At 62.0% G+C, this 20,963-nt stretch carries 20 protein-coding genes; 10 read left to right on the top strand and 10 right to left on the bottom strand.

Annotation, left to right across the window (positions count from 1 at the left end; all coding sequences use genetic code 11):
- Nucleotides 1-14 precede the first annotated feature (14 nt).
- The 3 genes from CABTHER_RS07890 to CABTHER_RS07880 form a co-directional block, all read right to left on the bottom strand.
- Nucleotides 15-902, bottom strand: a complete 888-nt coding sequence (locus CABTHER_RS07890) for an ABC transporter permease (RefSeq protein ID WP_014100092.1) — start codon at nucleotides 900-902, stop codon at nucleotides 15-17.
- Nucleotides 903-992: 90 nt separating this feature from the next.
- Entirely contained in the window at nucleotides 993-2,384 is a 1,392-nt protein-coding gene (gene mnmE / locus CABTHER_RS07885; RefSeq protein WP_014100091.1) for a tRNA uridine-5-carboxymethylaminomethyl(34) synthesis GTPase MnmE, read from the bottom strand.
- Between the two features lie 8 nt (nucleotides 2,385-2,392).
- Complete coding sequence (locus tag CABTHER_RS07880) at nucleotides 2,393-3,160, bottom strand: arylesterase (protein ID WP_014100090.1); 768 nt, start codon at nucleotides 3,158-3,160, stop codon at nucleotides 2,393-2,395.
- A gap of 280 nt (nucleotides 3,161-3,440) precedes the next feature.
- Here CABTHER_RS07880 and CABTHER_RS07875 point away from each other — a divergent pair, with 280 nt between their 5' ends.
- On the top strand, nucleotides 3,441-4,139 hold the full coding sequence (locus CABTHER_RS07875) for an ABC transporter ATP-binding protein (RefSeq protein WP_014100089.1): 699 nt from the start codon (nucleotides 3,441-3,443) through the stop codon (nucleotides 4,137-4,139).
- Here the strand turns inward: CABTHER_RS07875 and CABTHER_RS07870 are convergent.
- On the bottom strand, nucleotides 4,136-5,056 hold the full coding sequence (locus tag CABTHER_RS07870) for a LysR family transcriptional regulator (protein WP_014100088.1): 921 nt from the start codon (nucleotides 5,054-5,056) through the stop codon (nucleotides 4,136-4,138). The genes CABTHER_RS07875 and CABTHER_RS07870 overlap by 4 nt on opposite strands.
- A 246-nt stretch (nucleotides 5,057-5,302) precedes the next feature.
- Here CABTHER_RS07870 and CABTHER_RS07865 point away from each other — a divergent pair, with 246 nt between their 5' ends.
- Nucleotides 5,303-5,677, top strand: a complete 375-nt coding sequence (locus CABTHER_RS07865; RefSeq protein WP_014100087.1) for a response regulator — start codon at nucleotides 5,303-5,305, stop codon at nucleotides 5,675-5,677.
- A gap of 144 nt (nucleotides 5,678-5,821) precedes the next feature.
- Here the strand turns inward: CABTHER_RS07865 and dnaJ are convergent, their stop codons facing one another.
- From dnaJ to CABTHER_RS07835, 6 genes are all read right to left on the bottom strand, one after another.
- Complete coding sequence (gene dnaJ / locus CABTHER_RS07860; protein WP_014100086.1) at nucleotides 5,822-6,967, bottom strand: molecular chaperone DnaJ; 1,146 nt, start codon at nucleotides 6,965-6,967, stop codon at nucleotides 5,822-5,824.
- Between the two features lie 134 nt (nucleotides 6,968-7,101).
- Nucleotides 7,102-8,982, bottom strand: coding sequence for a molecular chaperone DnaK (gene dnaK, locus CABTHER_RS07855; RefSeq protein WP_014100085.1), 1,881 nt, complete (start codon nucleotides 8,980-8,982; stop codon nucleotides 7,102-7,104).
- A gap of 103 nt (nucleotides 8,983-9,085) precedes the next feature.
- Nucleotides 9,086-10,030: a nucleotide exchange factor GrpE gene (grpE, locus tag CABTHER_RS15780; RefSeq protein WP_228374043.1), complete on the bottom strand. Its 945-nt coding sequence runs from the start codon at nucleotides 10,028-10,030 to the stop codon at nucleotides 9,086-9,088.
- Between the two features lie 201 nt (nucleotides 10,031-10,231).
- Nucleotides 10,232-11,413 carry a heat-inducible transcriptional repressor HrcA gene (gene hrcA / locus CABTHER_RS07845; RefSeq protein WP_014100083.1) on the bottom strand — a complete coding sequence of 394 codons (1,182 nt, stop codon included), beginning with the start codon at nucleotides 11,411-11,413 and terminating at the stop codon, nucleotides 10,232-10,234.
- 79 nt (nucleotides 11,414-11,492) lie between these two features.
- Nucleotides 11,493-12,101: a cupin domain-containing protein gene (locus CABTHER_RS07840; protein ID WP_014100082.1), complete on the bottom strand. Its 609-nt coding sequence runs from the start codon at nucleotides 12,099-12,101 to the stop codon at nucleotides 11,493-11,495.
- 84 nt (nucleotides 12,102-12,185) lie between these two features.
- Nucleotides 12,186-12,506 (bottom strand): hypothetical protein, encoded by a 321-nt coding sequence (locus CABTHER_RS07835; RefSeq protein WP_041569156.1) that lies wholly within the window; start codon nucleotides 12,504-12,506, stop codon nucleotides 12,186-12,188.
- 248 nt (nucleotides 12,507-12,754) lie between these two features.
- On the opposite strand from CABTHER_RS07835, the gene CABTHER_RS07830 reads away from it, so the two are divergent.
- From CABTHER_RS07830 to tilS, 8 genes are all read left to right on the top strand, one after another.
- Complete coding sequence (locus tag CABTHER_RS07830; protein ID WP_014100080.1) at nucleotides 12,755-13,816, top strand: hypothetical protein; 1,062 nt, start codon at nucleotides 12,755-12,757, stop codon at nucleotides 13,814-13,816.
- A 68-nt stretch (nucleotides 13,817-13,884) separates the two neighbouring features.
- The gene (locus tag CABTHER_RS07825) at nucleotides 13,885-15,459 is read left to right on the top strand and encodes a DUF4388 domain-containing protein (protein ID WP_014100079.1); all 1,575 of its coding nucleotides are present in this window, start codon (nucleotides 13,885-13,887) and stop codon (nucleotides 15,457-15,459) included.
- Between the two features lie 105 nt (nucleotides 15,460-15,564).
- Entirely contained in the window at nucleotides 15,565-16,143 is a 579-nt protein-coding gene (locus CABTHER_RS07820; protein WP_014100078.1) for an RNA polymerase sigma factor, read from the top strand.
- A 69-nt stretch (nucleotides 16,144-16,212) separates the two neighbouring features.
- Complete coding sequence (locus tag CABTHER_RS16650) at nucleotides 16,213-16,380, top strand: restriction endonuclease subunit S (RefSeq protein WP_014100077.1); 168 nt, start codon at nucleotides 16,213-16,215, stop codon at nucleotides 16,378-16,380.
- Nucleotides 16,380-17,846, top strand: a complete 1,467-nt coding sequence (locus CABTHER_RS07815) for an RNA-binding domain-containing protein (RefSeq protein ID WP_014100076.1) — start codon at nucleotides 16,380-16,382, stop codon at nucleotides 17,844-17,846. The genes CABTHER_RS16650 and CABTHER_RS07815 overlap by 1 nt, the downstream gene beginning before the upstream one ends.
- Before the next feature lie 276 nt (nucleotides 17,847-18,122).
- A complete protein-coding gene (locus CABTHER_RS17235) occupies nucleotides 18,123-18,398 on the top strand; it encodes an RNA polymerase sigma factor (RefSeq protein WP_228374042.1) in 276 nt (91 codons plus the stop codon).
- 141 nt (nucleotides 18,399-18,539) lie between these two features.
- Entirely contained in the window at nucleotides 18,540-19,895 is a 1,356-nt protein-coding gene (locus CABTHER_RS07805) for a hypothetical protein (protein ID WP_014100074.1), read from the top strand.
- Between the two features lie 23 nt (nucleotides 19,896-19,918).
- Nucleotides 19,919-20,926, top strand: a complete 1,008-nt coding sequence (tilS, locus tag CABTHER_RS07800) for a tRNA lysidine(34) synthetase TilS (RefSeq protein WP_014100073.1) — start codon at nucleotides 19,919-19,921, stop codon at nucleotides 20,924-20,926.
- Nucleotides 20,927-20,963: the final 37 nt, after the last annotated feature.

Below are 20,963 nucleotides of genomic sequence, written 5' to 3'. Positions count from 1 at the left end.
CGTCACGCGAACCGTCATACCCGGTCGGCAAAGGTTTTCTCCATGCGCCGGAAGTAGAACGCCCCCGTCACCAGCAGGGTCAGGGAAGCGAGGGCGGAAGCCAGCAGCGGCAGTCCCGGCGGCGCGCCAGCGCCCAGCAGCGCCCACCGGAAGCCATCCACGACGCCACTCATGGGGTTGAGGTTGTAGAGCAGTCGCCAGCGTTCCGGCACGAGGCTGCCGGGATAGACAACCGGCGTCAGGAACATCCAGAGCTGCGTGGCGAAGGAGATGACGTGCCGTACGTCGCGGTATTCGACGTTGAGCGCCGAAGCCCACAGCCCGACACCCAGCGCCGTCACAATCGCCAGCAGGACAAATCCCGGCAGCCAGAGGATGCCCCAGCCCGGCGTTATGCCGTAGTAGAGCAGCATCGGAACGAACAGGGAGCAGGCCACGGCCAAATCCACGAGTCCGCCCAGCACGCTGGCCAGCGGAATGACCAGCCGGGGAAAATAGACCTTGGCAATGAGATGGGCGCTGTTGACCAGACTGTTGGAGGACTGTCCCAGCGCGTTGGCGAAAAACGTCCATGGAATCAGCGCCGCCAAAGCAAAAAGCGGGTAGGGAACGCCGTCGGACGGGATGCCGGCCAGCCGTCCGAAAAAGATGCTGAACACGAGCATCGTGAACAACGGCTGCAAAAGGGCCCAGGCCGCGCCCAGCACAGTTTGCTTGTAGCGCACTTTGACATCCCGCCAGACGAGAAAGTACAGCAGTTCGCGGTAGTCCCACAGTTCCTTCAGCTTGACGGCCACCCAGCCCCGGGTGGGTTCAATGCGGATGACCGGCGACGCCGGCGCGTGGGGCGCCGCGTCAAGGTCCGGGCTGGCGGTTTTGTCCAGTGGGGCAGTGGATTCCATAGAGGTCAGTCCGGTGTGTTATGTCAAATGGCCGCCGGTGCGTCAACTTCAGAGGGAGTGTTTTTCAGGCAGCATCGAGAGGCACACGGCTTACTTGCCGATGCAGAAGGTGGCGAAGATGCGGTCAAACACCTCTTCAATGCCCGTTTCGCCGGTGATGTCGCCCAGGGCATGCAGGGCGCGGTGGAGTTCGGCCAGTGGCACTTCTTCCGAATGCCCTTCGGCCAGCAGTTCGCGCGCGCAACCGAGTGCCTCGGCTGCGGCCGTCAGGGCGGCAGCGTGGCGCGCATCTGTCACCAGCCAGTCCTGGCTGGTGTCGAAGCTGCTACCGACGGCAACCTGCTGGATGGTGGCCTTCAACTCGGCCAGCCCGGCCCGCGTATGTGCTGAAACGCCGACGACCGGACATGTGAGGTCATGTTCCTGAAGGAACAACTCAAACGGCACGACGGACGGCATGAGGTCCAGCTTGTTGACGACACAGATGGCCTGGCGCTGACGCAGGTGCCCGATGACCTGCCTTTCGTCCGGGTGCGGGCCGGCTGCGGCATCCACGACAAACAGCACGATGTCGGCATCGGCCAGCGCCCGGTAGCTCCGCTCGACGCCCATGCGCTCGACGATGTCCGAGGTGTCGCGGATGCCGGCGGTGTCCATGAGCCGGACAGGCAGTTCGCCAATCGTGGCGACTTCCTGCAGGGTGTCGCGGGTTGTGCCGGCAACGTCAGTCACAATGGCCCGGTCGGCGTCGAGCAGGGCATTGAAAAGGCTGGATTTGCCGACGTTGGGACGCCCGACGATGGCCAGCGCCAGCCCTTCGCGGATGAGGCGTCCGGCGCGGTAGGTCGCCGCCAGTTGGCGCACCTGCGTTTCAAGGTGCGACAGCTCTTCCACCAGCGTCGCGCGCGAATGCGTATCGAGCTGTTCTTCGACAAACTCCACAGCCGATTCGAGGTGGACAATCGTCGTCAGGAGCTGTTCCTTCAGCGGTTGCAGCCGGGTGGACAGCGCGCCGCGCATCTGCTGGGCGGCCAGCCGCGCCTGGTAGGTTGTCTGGGCGTGGATAAGGTCGCGCAGCCCTTCGGCCTGGGCGAGATCGAGGCGGCCGTGGCGTACGGCGCGCAGGGTGAACTCGCCGGGACGCGCCGCCCGCGCGCCCTCCCGCATGGCGCAGGCGACGAGGCGGCGCAGCACGACCGGCGAGCCATGGGCGTGCAGCTCCACGACATCTTCACCGGTAAACGAGCGTGGGGTCGGGAAATAGACGGCCAGCCCGTCGTCTATGGTTTCGTCCGCAGTGATGTCCAGAAATGTGCCGCGCAGCAGGCGAAAGGGGTGTCTGGCCAGTGTGCGCCGTCCACGGAAAAGGGTGGCGCCGATGTCGAGCGCGCGTTCGCCGCTGAGGCGGACAATACCGATGCCGCCGTGGCCGGGCGGGGTGGCAATGGCAACGATGGTATCCTGCCAGTCGTAGGTGGGCATCCGCCGGGTTATCGTGCGCCAGCCGGCTTGGCCGCCGGGGGCGCATCGGGATTGGACTGCGATTGGGCAAGCTGCTGCCGGGCGACGGGCTCGAGAACTTTCCAGACGTTGTCGGCGACGATGGCCGCGCCGCGCGCGTTGGGATGGATGCCGTCCTCCTGATTGAGTTCTTCCCGGCCGGCAACGCCTTCGAGCAGGGACGGGATGAGCGGCAACCGGTACTGCTGGGCGAGTTTGCGATAGACGGCTTCAAACTGTGCGCCGTAGTCGGGTCCCGCTTCAGCGGGAGCTTTGAGACCGGCGAGGATGACCTGCGCTCCGCGTGCACGGGCACGTTCGATGATGGTGCGCAGGTTGGCTTCCATCTGGGTGAGGGGCAGCCCGCGCAGTCCGTCATTGGCGCCGAGGGCGAGGATGACGATGCGCACGTCGCCGTCCAGCGACCAGTCGAGCCGTTCGACGCCGCCGGCCGAGGTGTCGCCGGAAATACCGGCGTTGATGACCTGATAGTTCAGTCCGGCGGCATCGAGTTTCTTCTGGAGCACGGTCGGGTAGCTGGCTTCGCGCGGCAGGCCGAAACCGGCCGTCAGGCTGTCGCCGAGGACAACGATCCGCGGCCGGGCGGTGGGTGCGGCGTCCGTGGGCGCCGGCGCCAGGACGGGCAGGTTTTCCGGGGCTTCTGTGCCGGTACGACTGCATCCGCCGGCAAGCAGACTGCTGCTGATGATGAGAAGACTGATGGCGAAGCTGCCAACCCGACTGCGCTGTGCCTTCATACGTCCGTTCGCTGGGCTGCAAAAGATGGCATTTCGATATTAGCGCATGTGCACGCCGTACAGTGCCTGGATTTTACCAGTCGGATAACCTGTCACGGACAGCCGTCAGTGGAGCGACGGGGTGGCGGTCAGTGCGTCGCCGTTGCCCCACGGTTGCCAACAACCTGAAGGTGCTGACTGATCGGGCAGCCGGTGCAAAAAACTGGTATGTTGCGGGCAAGCCCAAATCAACGCCGGATGTCGCGCGCGGCATAGTTCTGGCGGTAAGGCCCGATTCCGAATGATTGAACTGAAGCAGCTTTCCAAGCAAGCCCTCAGCGGCCAGAGCCGCCTGACGATTCTCCACCCGCTTGATCTCTTCATTCCGGCCGGACAGTTTGCCGCCATTCTTGGCCCTTCCGGGAGCGGGAAATCCACGCTGCTCGGTCTGATGGCCGGGTTGGATACGCCGACGACCGGCGAGGTCATCCTGGCCGGGACTTCCATCACGCGCCTGGGGGAAGACGCGCTGGCCGCATTTCGGAGCCGCACCATCGGGTTTGTCTTTCAGGCGTTTCACCTCATCCCGACGGCAACCGCCCTCGAAAACATCCAGATTCCCATGGAGATTGCCGGGCGACGGGACGCCAAAAAGCGCGCCAAAGCCTTGCTTGCGGCCGTAGGTCTCAGCGCCCGGGGGCATCACTACCCGGCGCAGCTTTCCGGCGGCGAGCAGCAACGGGTGGCCATTGCCCGCGCCTTTGCCAACGAGCCGCCCATTCTGCTGGCCGATGAGCCGACCGGCAATCTGGACTACGCCAACGGCATGCGCATTTTCGAGCTGCTGCGTGAACTCAACCAGTCCACCGGAACGACGCTCGTGCTGGTGACACACAACGAGGAGTTGGCGCGGGCGGCCGACCGCGCCATCACACTGCGCGACGGCCGCATTGTGCTCGACAACCCGAAGCTCTCCATCGAGCCGTTACCTTCCACTTAGGTGTTTTCCGGCCGGGTGCTTTCCGGTGAAGTGTTTTCCGGTTCGGGATGGCGGACGAGGGCGATAAAGGCCTGGGCTGCGCGCGACAGCGACGACGGCTGCCGATGGATGACGCGCAGCTTGCGTGCCAGACGCATTTCCCGGACGGGAACGGCCGCCAACTGCCCCCGCGCTACTTCAGCCGCCACGCACAGGCGGGGCAGCAGGCTGACGCCGATTCCGGCCTCGATCATGCGCTTGATGGCTTCGATAGAGGGCAACTCGACGGTAATCCGCAGCGGCGTCCGGTGGCGGGCAAAGGCTTCGACGACCTGAAGCCGATACCGCGAGACAACGTTGTGCGCAATGAACGTCTCCTGCCCAAGCTCCCGGATGGAGACCGAGGCGCATCCCGCCAGCGGGTGGTGCGGGGCCGTAACGAGTGCCACAGCGTCGGTGGCAATGGTCAGGGCGTGCAGTCCGGCTTCCGGGGGCGCGAAGCTGATGACGCCCAACTCCACGCTGTGCCGCAGGACTTCGGCCGGTACATCGCTGGCCCGGCAGCGTTTGACCTCGACGTGCACCGCCGGATACATCCGAATGAAACGCTCCAGCCAGGGCAGAAGGTAGGTCACGGTCTGCTCGTTGGCGCCGATGACCAGCCGCCCGGCCGTGAGGGTGTCAAGTTGCCGCAGCGCCTGGGTTGTTTCATCGCGCAGATCGAGCAGGCGGCGGGCATAGTCGTACAGCAGCCGTCCGGCTTCAGTGGGAATAACGCCTTTCGAGTTGCGGTCAAGCAGCGCCGCGCCAAGGTCGCCTTCAAGCTTTTTGATGGTTTGGCTGACGGCCGCCTGCGTCCGTCCCAGCTTGCTGGCGGCCCGTGAAAAGTGCCGTTCCTCGACGACGGCGACAAAGACTTCAAGCTGCGACAGGTCCACGGTGCAGAAGTCCTTTCCGCACCCACGTGGGCCGCCATCGGGTGCGCTGTCCCTGGGTGGACAAAGGCTGGCAGTGTGTGAAAGTATTTTTCATCTGACGAACAACAAAATGCAGTTTTGTTCCCGCGCCCTGCGGTTGGCTTGACCAGGGTTGGTGCACTCGGCATGCTTGGAGACCGCCAGCACCAGTTACAGGTTGACCGGGCGCGTGGCTGCTGGACTTTGCCTGAGTTTCCCCATCATCGTATGACATCCCCGCACACGATTCTGATTGTGGACGATGAGTCGTACATCCGCGACTTGCTGATTTCCGTGCTGAGTCTGGAATACAAGGTCCTGACGGCCGAGGATGGTGTTGAGGCATTTGAGACCTACAGCCAGCACCGCGACGCCATCCGGTGTGTTGTCACGGACCTGTTCATGCCGCGTATGGACGGCGAAGAACTCATCGGGCAGCTTCATGCGGAGCAGCCCGACCTGCCGATTATTCTCATTACGGCCCTTCAGGATGAGGCGCGGCTGAACCAGCTCCGGGAGCGCCCCAATGTGACGGTCATGCCCAAACCTTTCAATCTTGGGCAGTTGCGGAACACGCTCCGCCAGAGCATCGCCGCCCGGTAGCCGAAGCCCGTTTCCACCATTCCCCAGAGAATCAAGCCCTGCCGGGGGGCTTCCCTCCCGGTCAGGCGGCCGGGCGGTTTCTGCGGGAGCCTTTACAGGGGCCCCGTTTTGGCGGCCGCCGGCGACGGCCGGCTCCGGCAGGTGTCAGGTGCCAAAGATGGCGTCCTTGACGCGGTCGAAAAAACCCTTCTCTTCGGTTTTGCGGACGGCTTTGCGTCCTTCGCGCTTGGGGGAAGCCGCCGCGAATTCTTCGAGCAGCCGCCGCTGTTCACGGGTGAGGTTGGTTGGGGTGACGACGTTGACGACCACGAACAGATCGCCCACTTCGCCCGAAAGTGACGGAATCCCTTTGCCCCGCAGGCGGAATGTCGTCCCGGATTGTGTTCCTTCGGGAATCTTCATCGTCGTCTGCCCGTTCAGCAGCGGGACTTCAATTTCAGCACCCAGGGCGGCTTCGACGAAATCGATCGCCACCTGGCAGAGCAGGTTATTGTCCTGCCGTTCAAAAATTTCGTGCTCCCGGATGTGGACGACCACCTGCAGGTCGCCCGGCGGGCCGCCGCCGAGTCCGGCTTCGCCTTCGCCGCTGACGCGCAGCCGCATGCCGTCATCCACGCCGGCCGGGACCTTGATCTCGATGCGTTTTTCGCGCCGCACCCGTCCTTCACCCCGGCAGGTACGACAGGGATTGCGGATGATTTGGCCCGTCCCACGGCACTGGGGGCAGGTCCGGGTCACGCTGAAGAAGCCCTGCTGGTAGCGAACCTGCCCCAGCCCACCACAGGTCGGACAGGTCTCCGGCGGACTGCCGGGGGCGGCCCCATTACCGCCGCAGTCACCACAGGTTTCGAGCCGTGGAACACGGATTTGCGTGGTGACACCATTGGCGGCTTCTTCGAGGGTGAGTTCCAGATCGTAGCGCAGGTCAGCGCCGCGCTGGACCTGACTGTTGCGGCGTCCGCCGCCGGTACTGCCAAAGCCGAAGCCAAAGAGGTCGCCCAGGATGTCCTCGAAGTTCTGGAAACCGGCAAAGCCGCCACCAAAGCCACCCGCGGCCGCCGCGCCAACACCGGCATGCCCGAAGCGGTCGTAGCGCGCACGCTGTTCGGGGTCTGAAAGAACCGCGTAGGCTTCCGCCGCTTCCTTGAACTTTTCCTCAGCGGCGGCATCCCCCGGATTTTTGTCCGGGTGATATTTCATCGCCAGGCGGCGGTAGGCTTTTTTGATGTCCGTTTCCGTTGCGTTGCGCGCAACGCCCAGCACTTCGTAGTAATCCCGTTTGGTTGCCATGCCTCAATCCTTCCGAAACCAGGCAAGGTTGCCGTAGCCCGTCGGGCCACGCCTGCCGACGGCTGTGTGGGGTGTCTGCGTGGCCCCCGACCGGGCCGGGCCGCAGTGGTCAGCCTTACCATTTCCGACGGGTGTCATTCCGTCAACATCTTCACGCCGCCGGTTTCGGATGGCGGAGGCTGGTCGCCTGCCGGCGCATTGAACATGGCATTGGTGATGATCTGGGCGGCCTGTTCGAGCGCGTCGAGCCACTGTTTGACCACAGCCGCGTCCTGGATGTTGAGGACTTCCTTGGCGCCGATGAGTGTCTCCCGCACGAGTTCCTGTTCTTCCGCCGGAAGCATCCAGCCAAACTCACCGAACGACCGCTGGGTGTTTTGCAGCAGTCCCTCCAGGCGGCTTTGCAACAGCAGGAGTTCCTTCAACTGGCGGTCGCTTTCGGCATTGCGCTGGGCCTCGGCAATGAGGTTGGCAATCTCGCCGGGGGACAGCCCCGAAGTGGGGGTGACGCGCATGTTCTGTTCGAGTCCGGTGGCTTTGTCACGTGCGGAGACCTGCACGATGCCGTCGGCATCAATCTCGAAGGTAACTTCTATTTGCGGAACACCACGCGGGGCCGGAGGAATGCCAATCAGCTCAAACCGTCCCAGCGAGCGGTTTCCCTTGGCAATTTCACGCTCACCCTGAAGCACGTGCACTTCAACGCTGGACTGGTTATCCACCACGGTGGTGAAGGTCAGGGACTTGCGCACCGGAATCGTGGCATTGCGCTCGACGATCTTCTGGAACAGCCCTCCGCGAACTTCAATCCCCAGCGAGAGCGGAATAACGTCGAGCAGGACGAGGTCTTTGACCTGCCCGGTGAAGACTCCGCCCTGAATGGCAGCGCCAATCGCCACGACTTCATCCGGGTTGATGCTCGCGTTGGGTTCGCGTCCAAAAATCTTCCTCACGCACTCGTGAATGATGGGGGAGCGCGTTTGTCCGCCGACAAGCAACACCTGGTCAATGTCTTCGGGTTTGAGACGGGCATCCCACAGGGCTTTCTGGCAGGGTTCAACCGTGCGTTCAACCAGGTCTTTGACCAGTTCCTCAAACTTGGCGCGGGTCAGGTTGAGGTTGAGGTGTTTGGGGCCGGAAGCCGGATCGGCAGCAATGAAGGGAAGGTTGATGTTGGCTTCAAGCGTGGAGGAAAGTTCGCACTTGGCGCGTTCTGCGGCTTCCTTCAGCCGCTGGAGAGCCAGCCGGTCGGTGCGGAGATCAATGCCGGTTTCACGGAGAAATTCCTGAATGAGCCAGTCAATGATGCGCTGGTCGAAGTCCTCGCCGCCCAGGAAGGAATCGCCACAGGTCGAGAGGACTTCAAACACGCCGTCGTTCATTTCGAGCACCGACACGTCAAACGTGCCGCCGCCGAGGTCATAAACGGCAATCCGCTCCGACTTGTGCTGCCCGGCACCGTAGGCCAGCGCCGCCGCCGTTGGCTCGTTGATGATGCGCTGGACGTTGAGGCCGGCAATCTTGCCGGCATCTTTCGTCGCCTGGCGCTGAAAGTCATCGAAGTAAGCCGGAACCGTGATGATGGCTTCCTCGACCGGTTCGCCGAGGAAATCTTCGGCTGAGGCTTTCAGCCGCTGCAGGATGATGGCCGAGACTTCCGGGGGGCTGTAGGCCCGACCTTGGGCGCGGACCCAGGCGTCGCCGTTTGAGGATTCACAGATTTCGTAGGGACAGGTTTCACGCGCGCGCTGGACTTCCGGCGAGTTGAACTTGCGGCCGATGAGGCGCTTGACAGCATAGATGGTGTTGGCAGCGTTGGTAATCGCCTGCCGCCGGGCAATCTGCCCCACCAGTCGTTCGCCCTTGTCGGTAAAACCAACAACCGAGGGCGTCGTGCGCCCCCCTTCCTTGTTGGGAATGATTTGTGTTGTCCCGCCCTCCATGACGGCGACGCAGCAGTTGGTTGTACCAAGGTCTATGCCGATAACTTTGCCCATGACATCAGTCCGTGGCATGCCCTGAAGACATGCGTGAAGAAATGACTTTCGGTGCGCCGCGACACGGCGCACAACGTGCTGTCGTGCGGGGTCTGCCTACCTGAGCTGAGCCGTCCGGCACTCAGGAAGCGGGCGGGCGAACGGCTACCCGTACCATTGCCGGGCGCAGCAGCCGATCACCGAGCTTGTACCCGCGCTTGAGTTCAGCCAGGACGGTATTGGGTTTGTACTCGTCTGTTGCGTCCGTGGCAATTGCCTCGTGAACCGTAGGGTCAAAAGTTTCACCAACGGCCGGAACCGGCTTGACGCCAAAGCTGGATAAACTGTCCACAACCTGGCGTTGAATGAGTTCAACCCCGGCCAGAAAATCGGCGAGTGTCCCCCCTTCCCCCCGTCCGGTCGCCAAGGCGCGTTCGAGGTTGTCCAGGACTTCCAGCATCGCCAGCAGGACTGTCTGTTTGCCACGTTCCAGCGCTTCGGTCTTTTCCCGTTCAGCGCGCCGCCGGTAGTTCTCGAACTCGGCCATCAACCGCTGGAGCTGATCCTGGACGGCACTTTTTTCGACGAGCGTTTTGGAGAGCTGTTCCTGGACGATCTCGACGTGGCGACGGGCCGAGGTGGTCTGCTCGCGGGCGCGTTCGAGGTCTTCCTGCAGGCTGGCGAGGTCCATCAGCAGCCTGATGGTTTCGTCTTCAGAAAAAGCGTGACTGCCGCTGGTGGTGCTCCCGGCCGGGAGACTTTCTGTTGGCGCTGTCGCCGGTTCTGTCTCCTGGGAAGCCGCCGATGCCGGGGGCGGACAGGCGGCAGCCGTTTCCGTGGCTGTTCCGGCTGCACTGGAAGTTGAAGAAACTGTCGCCGGCTCTCCCGTGCTTTCTTCCCCCGGTTCAAGGACATCCAAAACCACCGGGTTATTCGGCTGACCCGGAACAGAAGCCGCTGGTGAGGAGGCAGTGGCTTCCGGCCCCGCGTCCGCTGGATGGACTTCCATGGGAAGCTCAATTTCAATGGTGCGTCGTTTGGGTGGTGTATCCAGCTTCGGCATAACATTGCCCACGGGAGTATTCACCGGATTGTCCTCCTCAAAGCAGGTCTGACGGGCGTGCCGAAGGCAATACCATAACGACCTGCCGGATATTGTGGCACAACCGCTTCACTGCGCCCTGAAGTTTGGTTGCCAGACCAGAAATCCTTGACTGAAAGGATGTTGTGGAGACGGCATCAAGTATCGCCTAACCAACTCTCACGATTCCAAACCCTGCCTGCTCATTCATCCCCCGACCAGATTATAGCGGCTGGACAGGTTCACGATTTCAATCTGGCCTGCCAGCGAACCCACGGGCTGCGGCCCGACAAGCGCCGGGGGAAACGGGGAAGAAGGGGCGTCGTTCAGCAGTTGGTCAAACATTTTTGCCATGTAGCCGACCAGACGCATCACCCGCCCGTACTTCATGCGCATCGGACCGACGACCGTGAAGCTCCCAACGGAATCATGCCGATAGTGATAGGGAGCTGTCACGATGGCACAGTCCCGCAAGCCGGGTACGTGATGCTCCATACCAATTTGCACCACGATCCCCCGGGTGGTTTCGGCCTGTGCCAGACAGGCATTGATGATTTTGACCAACCGCCCTTTTTCCTCGAACATGCGAAAGAGCGCCCGCATACGGGCAGCATCGGCAAACTCCGGGGCATCAAGCATGTTGACCGTGCCATCCACATACACATCGCTTTCGGTCGCACCATTGCCCAAATCCCGGTTGCACAGCACAAGGGCATTCCTGAGCAGCCGGTCATAGAGATGCTTTTCTTCTGACATTCGCTTGAGCAATTCGACGCGAATATCCGCCAGACTCCGCCCGGCAAAGTTTTCGACAATGTAGTTGGCCGTGCGTTCCAACTCGCTCGGTGAGAGGTCTTCGTCAAGGCGCACCACGAAGTTGCGGACCAGTCCGGTACGTGACACGGCCACCACCAGGACGCGGCGGGCTTCGAGACGGATAAACTCAATGTGTTGCAGGATGTCACGGGAAAGTGGCGGAGAGAGCACGATCCCGACGTGCGACGACAGGTTGGAAAGGACGTGGGAGGCGCGGGCCAAGACATCCTCGCCAGTCACCGTCGGATCGGAAAACAGGCTGCGCTGGATGATTTCTTCATCTGTCCGGGAAGGACGTGCGTCGAAATCCGCCAGCAGTGTGTCCACATAGTAGCGGTAGCCACGGTCGGTTGGAACCCGTCCGGCGGAGGTGTGCGGCTGGGTCAGATAACCCTGCTCCTCCAAATCTGCCATGATGTTGCGGATAGAGGCCGGGCTCAGCTTTTGACCGGTTTGTTTGGAGAGCGTCCGCGAGCCAATGGGTTCGCCTGTGGCAATGTGGAGGCGAACGAGCGCCAGAAGTAGCTCGTGACTACGTTCATCAAGTCCATGAACTGGCCGCCGCTTGCCCATAAACCATTGGTTTTTTTGAAAAAAAGATGTCGAAAAAAGCTACCACCGGTCAAAAAAAAGTGTCAAGCCGCACCCTTTCTCAGGTCTGGTCAGCGCGGGGTGTTGTCTGAATGGCATCTTCTTGCACCGGAGGCACTGCCCGCTGAATGAGCGGAGCCAACACGGGATTGGCCAGCAGTTCCGGTACATCGGCCGGACGGAGACGGCGCGGACGGTCTCGTTTCGCATCCACAATGCACAGGAAGCCGAACGGTGTCGTCCCGTCATTGACCAGGCGGTGAACGCAGTTGGCCCCAATGTAGGCCAGGTCAAGAAACCCCAGCGTCTGTACGGTGTCCCCCAGCAGCACTTTCCCAGACCCGCGCAGCCCGATGACAGCATGGGCATGCTCGTGGCATTCGAGGGATGACCAGCCGCCGGGGGCAATCTCAAAGTAGCGCACTTCAAAACCAATGGTTTCTCCGCTGTGACCAAACAGCGTCTGCCGGGTAATACCGGAAAAGTCGGCAGCGGTCGCCGGGGTGGACTGGTATGCCGTAACAGGGATGCCTTCCCACCGGAAAGGCTCTGTGCATGGCGTGAAACGGTGAACCGGGGACGCGGCCGAGGGGGTGGCCCCGTGGGGGGACAGATGTCCATCCGGTGCGGAGGAGGGTTGACGGCTCATCGTTGGGGGCAGGGTTTCCATAGCTTGCCTGTCACTCCTTGGTTACTTTTGTGGCCGGGGCAGTTCCGGGAAACCACCGCGCACCACCGCCTCACGTGTCAGGCGTTATGGCTTGGGCGGCAGGTCGGCGGGCGGCGTGGTCGGCGGTGGCTCAGGTTCCGGGTGGGATTCGGGGTAGGGAGCGTCGAGATCGCGGCTGTCAAGCGCAAAGGCTGCCCGAAAACGCTGTGTTTCTTCACGGCGCGCCGCTTCATTCCGCACCATGGCCGCAAAATCTTCAATACTGTAGTCCTCAGCCACGACGTAGGCCCGCACGACGAGCCGGATGCCAAAGTTGCGGCTGGGATCGAGTTCGTAACCGAAACGGGTACGGGTTGCCAGTTCGTAGGTTTCACTCCCGCGCAGGCGGATCACTCGGTCGTACATGGCACAGCATGCGATGCGGCAACCCAGGGGGTGGTTTCCCACCTCCATGCGGATGCCGTCACGTCCAGCATTTGACTGCCCCTCTTCGGGCAACTTCTCCTGGCCAGTGGCGTCCCCAAAGCTGCCACACCTCTGGGCGGACGTATGATAAGTCATGACCAAGGTGAACGCATCCGGCGGCGCTGTCAAATGGCCCTGCCCAGAGGCCAGCTTGAAACGCACCGGAACAATCCATAATGATGATGCCTATGCAGAGTGCTTATCCTTCTCAAACACGCACGCCAGCCTGTGGTTGGCGTCTTTTTCGTTTTGCCTGTGTCCTGGGTGTCAGCCCCCTCAGTCTGCTCACCCCTCTGGTTGCTCTCCCGGCCTGGGGAGAGCGGTTGGAACTGTCAGCCCGGCCGGAATCATTCGCCGGACCGGTTGTGGCCGCAGCCGCTTCCCAACGTTCCCGCGAACTGCGTCCGGTGGATATTGTCGCGTCCTGCGTTGAAGCCTTCTTTCGGGGGGATGACCCGACCATCCGGGCCTTTTTTACTGACCGCGCCCAGGCGACGCTCTCCAGTCTGGCGACCAACGACAGCGCCGCCTACAATGACATCCGGCAGGCGCTGCTGGGCGATCACCCCCTCGGCCGGCTGGCTGGACGGGGTGTCCGGGTGGAGTCCGTCATCACGGGGAGCGGGGCGCGTGAGATGCTGCTGCGTTCGGGAACGCGCATCGTCGGCAACATCGCCTTTCGGGACATCACGGAAGAAAACCTGTCGGTGGTCGAGTTGCGGGCGTCCCTCAACAGCGAAGAGGCCAGGCCCGTGGTGATCAGTGTGGTGCTCACCCGTGACCGGAAACTCAAGACCTGGCGCATCGTTGCCCTGTATGCCGCTGATTTTGGCGGGCAAACTGATGAAGTGTTTGATCTTGACCGGTTGTTTGAAATCCGGGTCGCTGCCAATGAAGCGGCCGTGTTACCCTTGCTCAGTCAGTTGCAGGAAGCCCAGGCACGCTATGCGTTAGGCGTCGGGCAGAATCGTTTTGGCACGCTGGCTGAGTTGCGCCGGGCAGGGGAGATTACCGGACTCGCCGATGGGCGTTACCGGGGCTATCGCATCGAGGTGGTGGTCAACAACCAGACGGTTCCCCCGACGTTTCAGATTCATGCGGTGCCGGAACGTTACCGGGAAACCGGGCGGCGTTCGTTCCTGATGGACGATAGTGGTGTGTTGCGCGGAGCGGACCGCCAGGGAGAGCGGGCGCGACCGTCTGACCCGATCATCAAGGGCAAGGACGGTGAGGCTGTGGAAGTGGAATGATACAGGCGGGGTGAAGCTGGCCGTCCAAGGGGCTGACTCCACTCACCTGAACCCAAGAGGAGTGTGCCGTGACGAGTCCACTGTTGCAGGGTGATCTCATTCAGGATGCGCTGCCGGATGTCATCCGGCGGATTTACACCCGGCGTCTGAGCGGCGAGCTGACAGTGAACCACCAGGCGCTCACCAAATCCATTTACTTTGAGCTGGGTGCCATTGTGTTTGCGCGAAGCAACGACCGCGCCGACCGCATTGGCGAAAGCATGATGCGTTATGGCCTGCTGTCACAGGAAGACTTCCAGCGGGCCTCGGCCGCCATGACCCGTGGGAAGCGGTTTGGCCGCGTGCTGGTGGAGCAGGGCATCATTTCTGAACGGGACTTGTCCAACGCCGTCACCTTTCAGATTCTGGGCATCATTTACTCGATGTTCGAGTGGACGAGTGGGCAGTATCACTTCACGGCTCAGGAGAAGCCGGTGCCGGACGACCTGCGGCTGGAGCTTTCGACGGCAAACATCATTCTGGAAGGCGTCCGCCGCATCCGGGATTTCAGTGTCATCCAGCGGGGGATGGGTGATTTGAACCGCCTGATTGGTCCGTCGAACAACCCCCTGCTGCGCACCCAGTCGTTGTCGCTCAAGCCCATCGAGCGCCAGTTGGTGAATGGCATCAACATTCCCATGAACGTGTTGCAGGCGATGATGCTCGTCAACGCCCCCCCGAATGTTGTCCTGCAGGCACTGTACGGCTTGATTTCGGCAGGAATTCTGGAACGCCACGCCGCGCCGGTCCTCAACCGGGAGACCGGGCAGATGGAAATTCCGGCCGAAGTGGTTGAACAGGCCGTGAGTGCGCCGCCGATTGTGCCCCCACGGGCTGCGGATGCGGCCGCCAAGCGCACTGGCTCCCTCAAGGCTGTCAACATGTTGCTGGCAATGCAGGCCCGGCTTGATACCACAAATGATCCCTATGAAATCCTGGGGATCTCACCCCACGCCACGCGGGATGAGATTCGGGATGCCTACTACCGGCTGGCCAAGGACTTCCACCCTGACCGCCACCTCAGTGCCACCCTGGAGACGCGCCGCCAGGTGGAGGCAATTTTTGCGCGGATTACAGAAGCCTACGAAGCCATCCGGGACGCCGGTGAAAAGCCTGCCGTTCTCGCCCCCATGCCACTGTCCGCCGCCACCCCAACGCCACGGGGAAGCGCCCCACCGCCGCCACCGGCCGAAACGACAGCGCAGCGCGAGGCCCGGGCAGAGCAGGCCTTTCAGGACGCCCGTACCAAAATTGCCAACCGTGATTTTGCCGGTGCTGTGGCGTTGCTGCGGGAAGCCGTGACCCTCAACCCGAACGCTCCCCGCTACCACTTGCTGCTGGGCACGACGCTTGCGGCGCATCCCAAGATGCAGCGCGAAGCTGAACAGTCCCTCAAGAAAGCGGCCGAGTTGGACCAGTTCAACCCCGCTCCCCTCGTGGCGCTGGGGCAACTCTATGCCCGCGCCAACATGAACCTTCAGGCGGAAAAAATGTTCAATGAGGCCCTGCGCCTCGATCCTGACTCCAAAGCCGCGCGCAAGGGACTCGATGCCATCAAATCCAACAAAAGCGGTGGTTTTCTTGACAAGCTCTTCAAGAAGTAGTGGTCGCTGCCATCGTACCAGGCCGCTGGTGCCGGGCAGGCTGTCTTGCCTGGCCCTGGCGCTGTCCACCGGTTGAAAAAATGCTCGTTACCCCACGAGCCGGTCATGGCTACTGATGAAGAACTCCTGCGCGCGTTTCAGCAGGGCGATGAACAGGCGTTCAGCCAGCTCTATCAACGCTACCGGATGGCCATCTACCGTTTTCTGGCGCGCCGTTTGGACTCACCTGTACGGGCTGAGGAGCTATGCCAGGATGTCTTTGTTGCTCTGGTGGAACATGCCGGGAGTTGGCGTGGTGAGGCTTCGGTCAAGACCTATCTGTACCGGATCGCATTCAATCGTCTGGTCAGCGATACGCGCCGGAGTGAACACCGGGTGATGGTCGCGCCAGAGCCGAATGATGAGCCGCTGCCCGTGCGGGAACCGCAGGCGGTAGAGCGGCCGGATGTGATGTTTGAAGCCCAGGAGCGATCCCGGCTGGTGCGCGAGGCCCTGGAACGTCTGTCGCCGGAGTTTCGGGATACCCTCGTGCTGAAGGAATACGACGGCCTCAGTTGTGAGGAGATTGCCGAAGTGCTGGGCGTGGCCGTTGGCACGGTCAAATCGCGCTTATTTCGCGCCAAACTGGAGCTGAAGCGGCATCTGGCGGCGTTTTTTGCTTCTCCATCCAGCCCGGCGGATTGAATCCAGGGTGGGCTGATACCAGCCGGTAGCCTCCCAAGAGGGACTCGAACCCACTGTGGATTACCCGAAGTGGCCGGGACGTTCACTGACCGGTTCAAGCCGATGATCGGCCGACTTCAAGAGAGCATCTTGGAATCCCGCATCCTCGCCGCGTTGCGGTCTGCACTGTTGCCGAAGCTGATCTCCGGCGAGTTGCGGGTGCCGGACGCCGAGCGGATCGTCGGGAGGGCGATGTGATGACGCTCGAACAACTGCAACAACTCGTCGCGGCCGGCGAATCGGAAACGCTGGAGTTCAAGAAGACCACCGGCCAGCGTTCGGAGGCGATGCACGACCTTTGCGCCATGCTCAACCAGCGCGGCGGGCGCGTGCTGTTCGGCGTCGATCCCTTGGGGCAGATTGTCGGCCAGCCGGTTTCAGATCGCACCATTGAGGAACTGGCCCAGGAAATCCAGCAGATCGAGCCGACGGTTTTCCCTCAGATCGACCGCGTGGACGTGAAGCCGGGCTGGCAAGTCATCGTTGTTGAAGTCTCGACGGGCCCGAACCGGCCGTACAGCTACAAGGGACAGGCGTACAAGCGGGTCGGTAACACCAGCCCCAGAATGAGCCGGGACGAGTACAACCGGATTTTGATCGAGCGCTTCCACGGCGAGCGCCGCTGGGAGACCGAACCCGCAGACAGGTGGACGGTCGCCGATCTCGACCGAACCGAACTCACCCGCACCATTGATGAAGCCATCCGCCGAGGCCGGCTGGAGGAACCCGGCACGCGCGACCCGCTGGAGTTGCTGCGCGGTTTAGGGCTGTCACGGGATGGTGTCCTGTTGCGGGCGGCGGTGGTCTTGTTTGGCCAGCAGCCGCGGATTGAGGCGGAGTTTCCCCAATGTCTGCTGCGGGTGGCGAAGTTCAAGGGGATCGATAAGGGCGAATTTCTGGACAATCGCCAGTTCCACGGGCACGCCTTCGAGTTGCTGCAGAAAGCGGAACGCTTTCTGCGGGAGAACCTGCCGATCGCGGGTCGGATCGTGCCGGGGCTGTTCGAGCGCATTGACGACCCGCTGTATCCGCCGGTCGCCCTGCGGGAGGCGTTGGCCAACGCCCTGTGTCACCGCGACTACAGCAGCGGCGGCGGGTCGGTGAGCCTGGCCATCTATCAGGATCGTTTGGAGATCACCTCCACTGGCAACCTGCACTTTGGCTTGACGCCGGAGCAGTTATTTCAGCCTCACGAATCGCGGCCGTGGAACCCGCTGATTGCGCGGGTGTTCCACCGCAGGAAGCGCAGGCCGAAAACGAAAAGCGCCGGGTGGATGCCGTGGAACCCGCTGATCGCGCGGGTGTTCCACCGCCGCGGCATTATCGAATCGTGGGGCCGGGGCACGCTGAAGATGGCGGAACTGACACAGCAAGCCGGCCTCCCGCGTCCCGAAATTGAGGAAGGCCCTGACCTGGTGCTTGTGCGCTTTCGACCCAGTCGCTACATCCCGCCGCAGCAAGTCAGGCAGGATTTGACAGAGCGCCAGCGGAAGATTCTGCAGTTGCTCTCAGAACGGCCAGGGATTGGGCGGAAGAAGATTCAACAGGCTTTGCAACTCGACGTAAACGAACTCAAAAGTGATCTTCAGCGTCTCCGAGGACTCGGTTTGATCCGTCAAACGGGAAAAGGCCGCGGCACCGTGCTGTTCCTCGCCGAGGGCTAAGTGGATTGGCAGTGGATTGGCAGTAAATTGGCAGTAAATTGGCAGTGAATTGGAACTCCTTGTGGAACAAGCCTTTACCGAGTCCGTTCCCGGACAGGCGGCTCGCGCCTGAAGCTGTCCGGGGTAAAGGCTTCAGCACGGAGCCGGAGAATAGGAGTGCATAAAACCCTGATGATTTTGGCAAAGTCAACGGGAGGGGCGCTGGCAGACCAAGAAACCGGACCGTCGGGGAATCCCTCAAGGCGACTGGCAACGGTTCCGGCGGTATTCGTTCCGATGCCAGTTTGGAACCCGCAGGCAGTAGGGCGGCCGGATGTGATGTTTGAAGTTCGGGAGCGATCCCGGCTGGTGCGTGCCGCCCTGGAACGCCTGCCGCCGGAGTTTCGGGATACCCTTGTGCTGAAGGAATACGACGGACTCAGTTGTGAGGAGATTGCCGAAGTGCTGGGCGTGGCCGTTGGCACGGTCAAATCGCGCTTATTTCGTGCCAAACTGGAGCTGAAGCGGCATCTGGCGGCGTTTTTTGCTTCTCCATCCAGCCTGGCGGATTGAATCCAGGGTGGACTGATACCAGTCCGGGACTCCAAGGTAAGTGGCTATACAATCCTGCCGGTTTACATTATTTTCTGTTCTATCTTCTCTTCAGCCCATCAGTTTTCTTTCACCTCTGTTCCTGCACCTTGGCCCTGTCCCATGAACGATGCCCAGCCAGTAACGACGACAGTGGATGAGGTCGTAGCGGAGACAACTGCGCTGCCGCCCCCTGTCCGTGAAACCACACTGACCGGCACGGGGCAGCGGTGGCTGTTTGAACTCGACATGCTGCTTCAAAGCATGGCGTGTTTTTTTCGGGTTGATCTGCATCCACTTTCAGAGCAGGGCCGGGCTGCCCTTGCCCAGCGGGACTTTACCGAAGAACTGCGCATTGTGCGCCAGTCACTGCTGCGGCTGAACTATCTGTCCACTGAAATCATCGGGGCTTTACAGGCGCCAACGCTCAAAAGTGACCCTGCACTTTCCCCAAAGCTGACGCCGGCTGACACGGCGCTGGTCACGGCGCTGTACCAGTTGACGGAATCGCTCTTTGATGTTCGGACGGTTGTGGAGGATTTGGTGCGGACAAAGCCGGTTGGCTACCACACGTTCACGGCTGTCGGGCGTCTGTTGAACCAGTCTATTGAACGGAGTGGTTGCCGTCTGGCTGCCCAGCCGGAGATGCGGACGCTCAAGCCGGAAATCCAGTCTGAGGCGCTGCGAAAACTGCTCCTGGGGCTGTCCGATCTCGCCCTGCGCCAGGACCTGCGGCACGTCTTCAGCAGCTTTTATCGTTTCTTACGCTACCTCGACTTCATCCAGGATGATCTGCGTCAGGACCGCCCCCTCAAAGGCACGCTGCCCATTTTCATCCTGGTACGCGCTGAGACGGAAGCCCTGATTGAGTTCATCGAAAACCGCCTGATGCGCCTGCCCAATCTGCTGCCGGATGTCACCGATGCGTTTGACGCGACGGTATATGCCTTGGAAATGGAACTCCAGAAGATTTACGGGCGCGAACTCGCCGGCTTTGCGGAACTCAATCAGGCGCCGCCCATTTACGCGCGGGTGGAAAATGCCCACGGGCTGCTCCGCGACTGCTTCCAACAATCGCTGGTGGCGCTGGCCGTTGTCTTCGATCCGGGTTTCGATGGGGCAACCGCCTTCGACATGTTCCAGACCAAACTCGAACAGTCTCTCCACCTGCGCGAGGACATCTGGCGGTTGCTCTGCCACCTGCGCCGCTTCGAGTCCCGACCGGAAAAGACCGCCGTTGCCCCGCTTATCGAGCGCATCACGCTCTTTCGGGACACATCGTTGCGTTTTCTGATGTACAAGGACTGGGACGAATACGACCGTTTTCTGGATACCGTCCAGTCGGCGCGCAACCTCGAAGAACTGCTCAAGACCATTCACCTGCTCGCCACCTTTCTGGAAACACTGCTCGGACAGATCAACATGCGGGCCGTACTGGCCAATCACCCCTTTGATTACCCACCGCTTGATGACGAGTAACCCCCGTTCCGGCGTGGTGTGGGATGAAGTTCACGGCTGAATCCATTTTGAATGTGGCCTGGCTGCGTCAGGTGGCGGGATTTCCGTCCGCCGGGGTGGTGGTGGCCGTGTCGGGCGGACTCGATTCCATGACGCTGCTCCACGCCCTGCACACCTGGTGTGGAGACTGCCGGGCGCAATGCCTGCATGTCGCTCATCTCAACCATGGTCTCCGTGGGGAGGCGTCCACTGCCGATGCGCAGTTGGTTGCCGAAACGGCCGCGCAGATGGGGCTGGACTGGACCGTGGAGCGCGCTGACATTGCCCAGTCTGTGGCGTCTGGCGGCGGCAACCTGGAAGCCGTGGCCCGACAGGTGCGGTATGCGTTTCTGCGACGGACGGCAGAGCGTCTGGGCGCGGCTTTCGTCGCCACTGCACATACCCAGAGCGATCAGGCCGAGACGGTTCTGCTCCGCCTCGTGCGGGGGACGAGTCTTGCCGGCCTGACTGCCATTGCGCCGTTACGGCCGCTCGCCGCCGGGACGCCGGTGCAGGTGATCCGACCGCTCCTGACGGTCTCGCGCCGGCAGATTGTCGCCTACGCCCGGTACCACGGAGTACGGTTTCGGGAGGATGTAACCAACCACGACCTGTCACGGGCACGCAATCGGCTGCGGCACCGCGTGCTGCCCGAACTCGAACAGCTCAACCCACAGGTCGGCAGTGCGCTGGCGCGGCTGGCCGCCCAGGCGCGCGAAGACCAGCAGTACCTCATGACGCTGGCCCAGAGTTGGCTCAAACAGCATGCGCGCCGCGCCGGCGGGCGACTGGCGCTGCCGGTAAGTGAACTGCTGGTTTTGCCACCGCCCATCCGCCGCCGGGTCTTGCATGCTGTGGCGCAACAGGCAGAATATCCAGCCGTAGCCTCCCGGCACATCACCGCCATCGAGCAGACCCTTCTTCCCGGTGATGCAATTGGAAAATGCGTGGATTTGACCGGTGGACGCCAGGTACGGCGGATCGCCGACGCGCTGGTGTTCACCGAAGCGTGACGGTTGGCTTATATTGCAGGCAGGCGGGAGCCGCTTC

The organism is Chloracidobacterium thermophilum B (assembly GCF_000226295.1).
GTDB lineage: Bacteria > Acidobacteriota > Blastocatellia > Chloracidobacteriales > Chloracidobacteriaceae > Chloracidobacterium > Chloracidobacterium thermophilum.
This window is presented reverse-complemented; position numbering and strand designations above follow the sequence as displayed.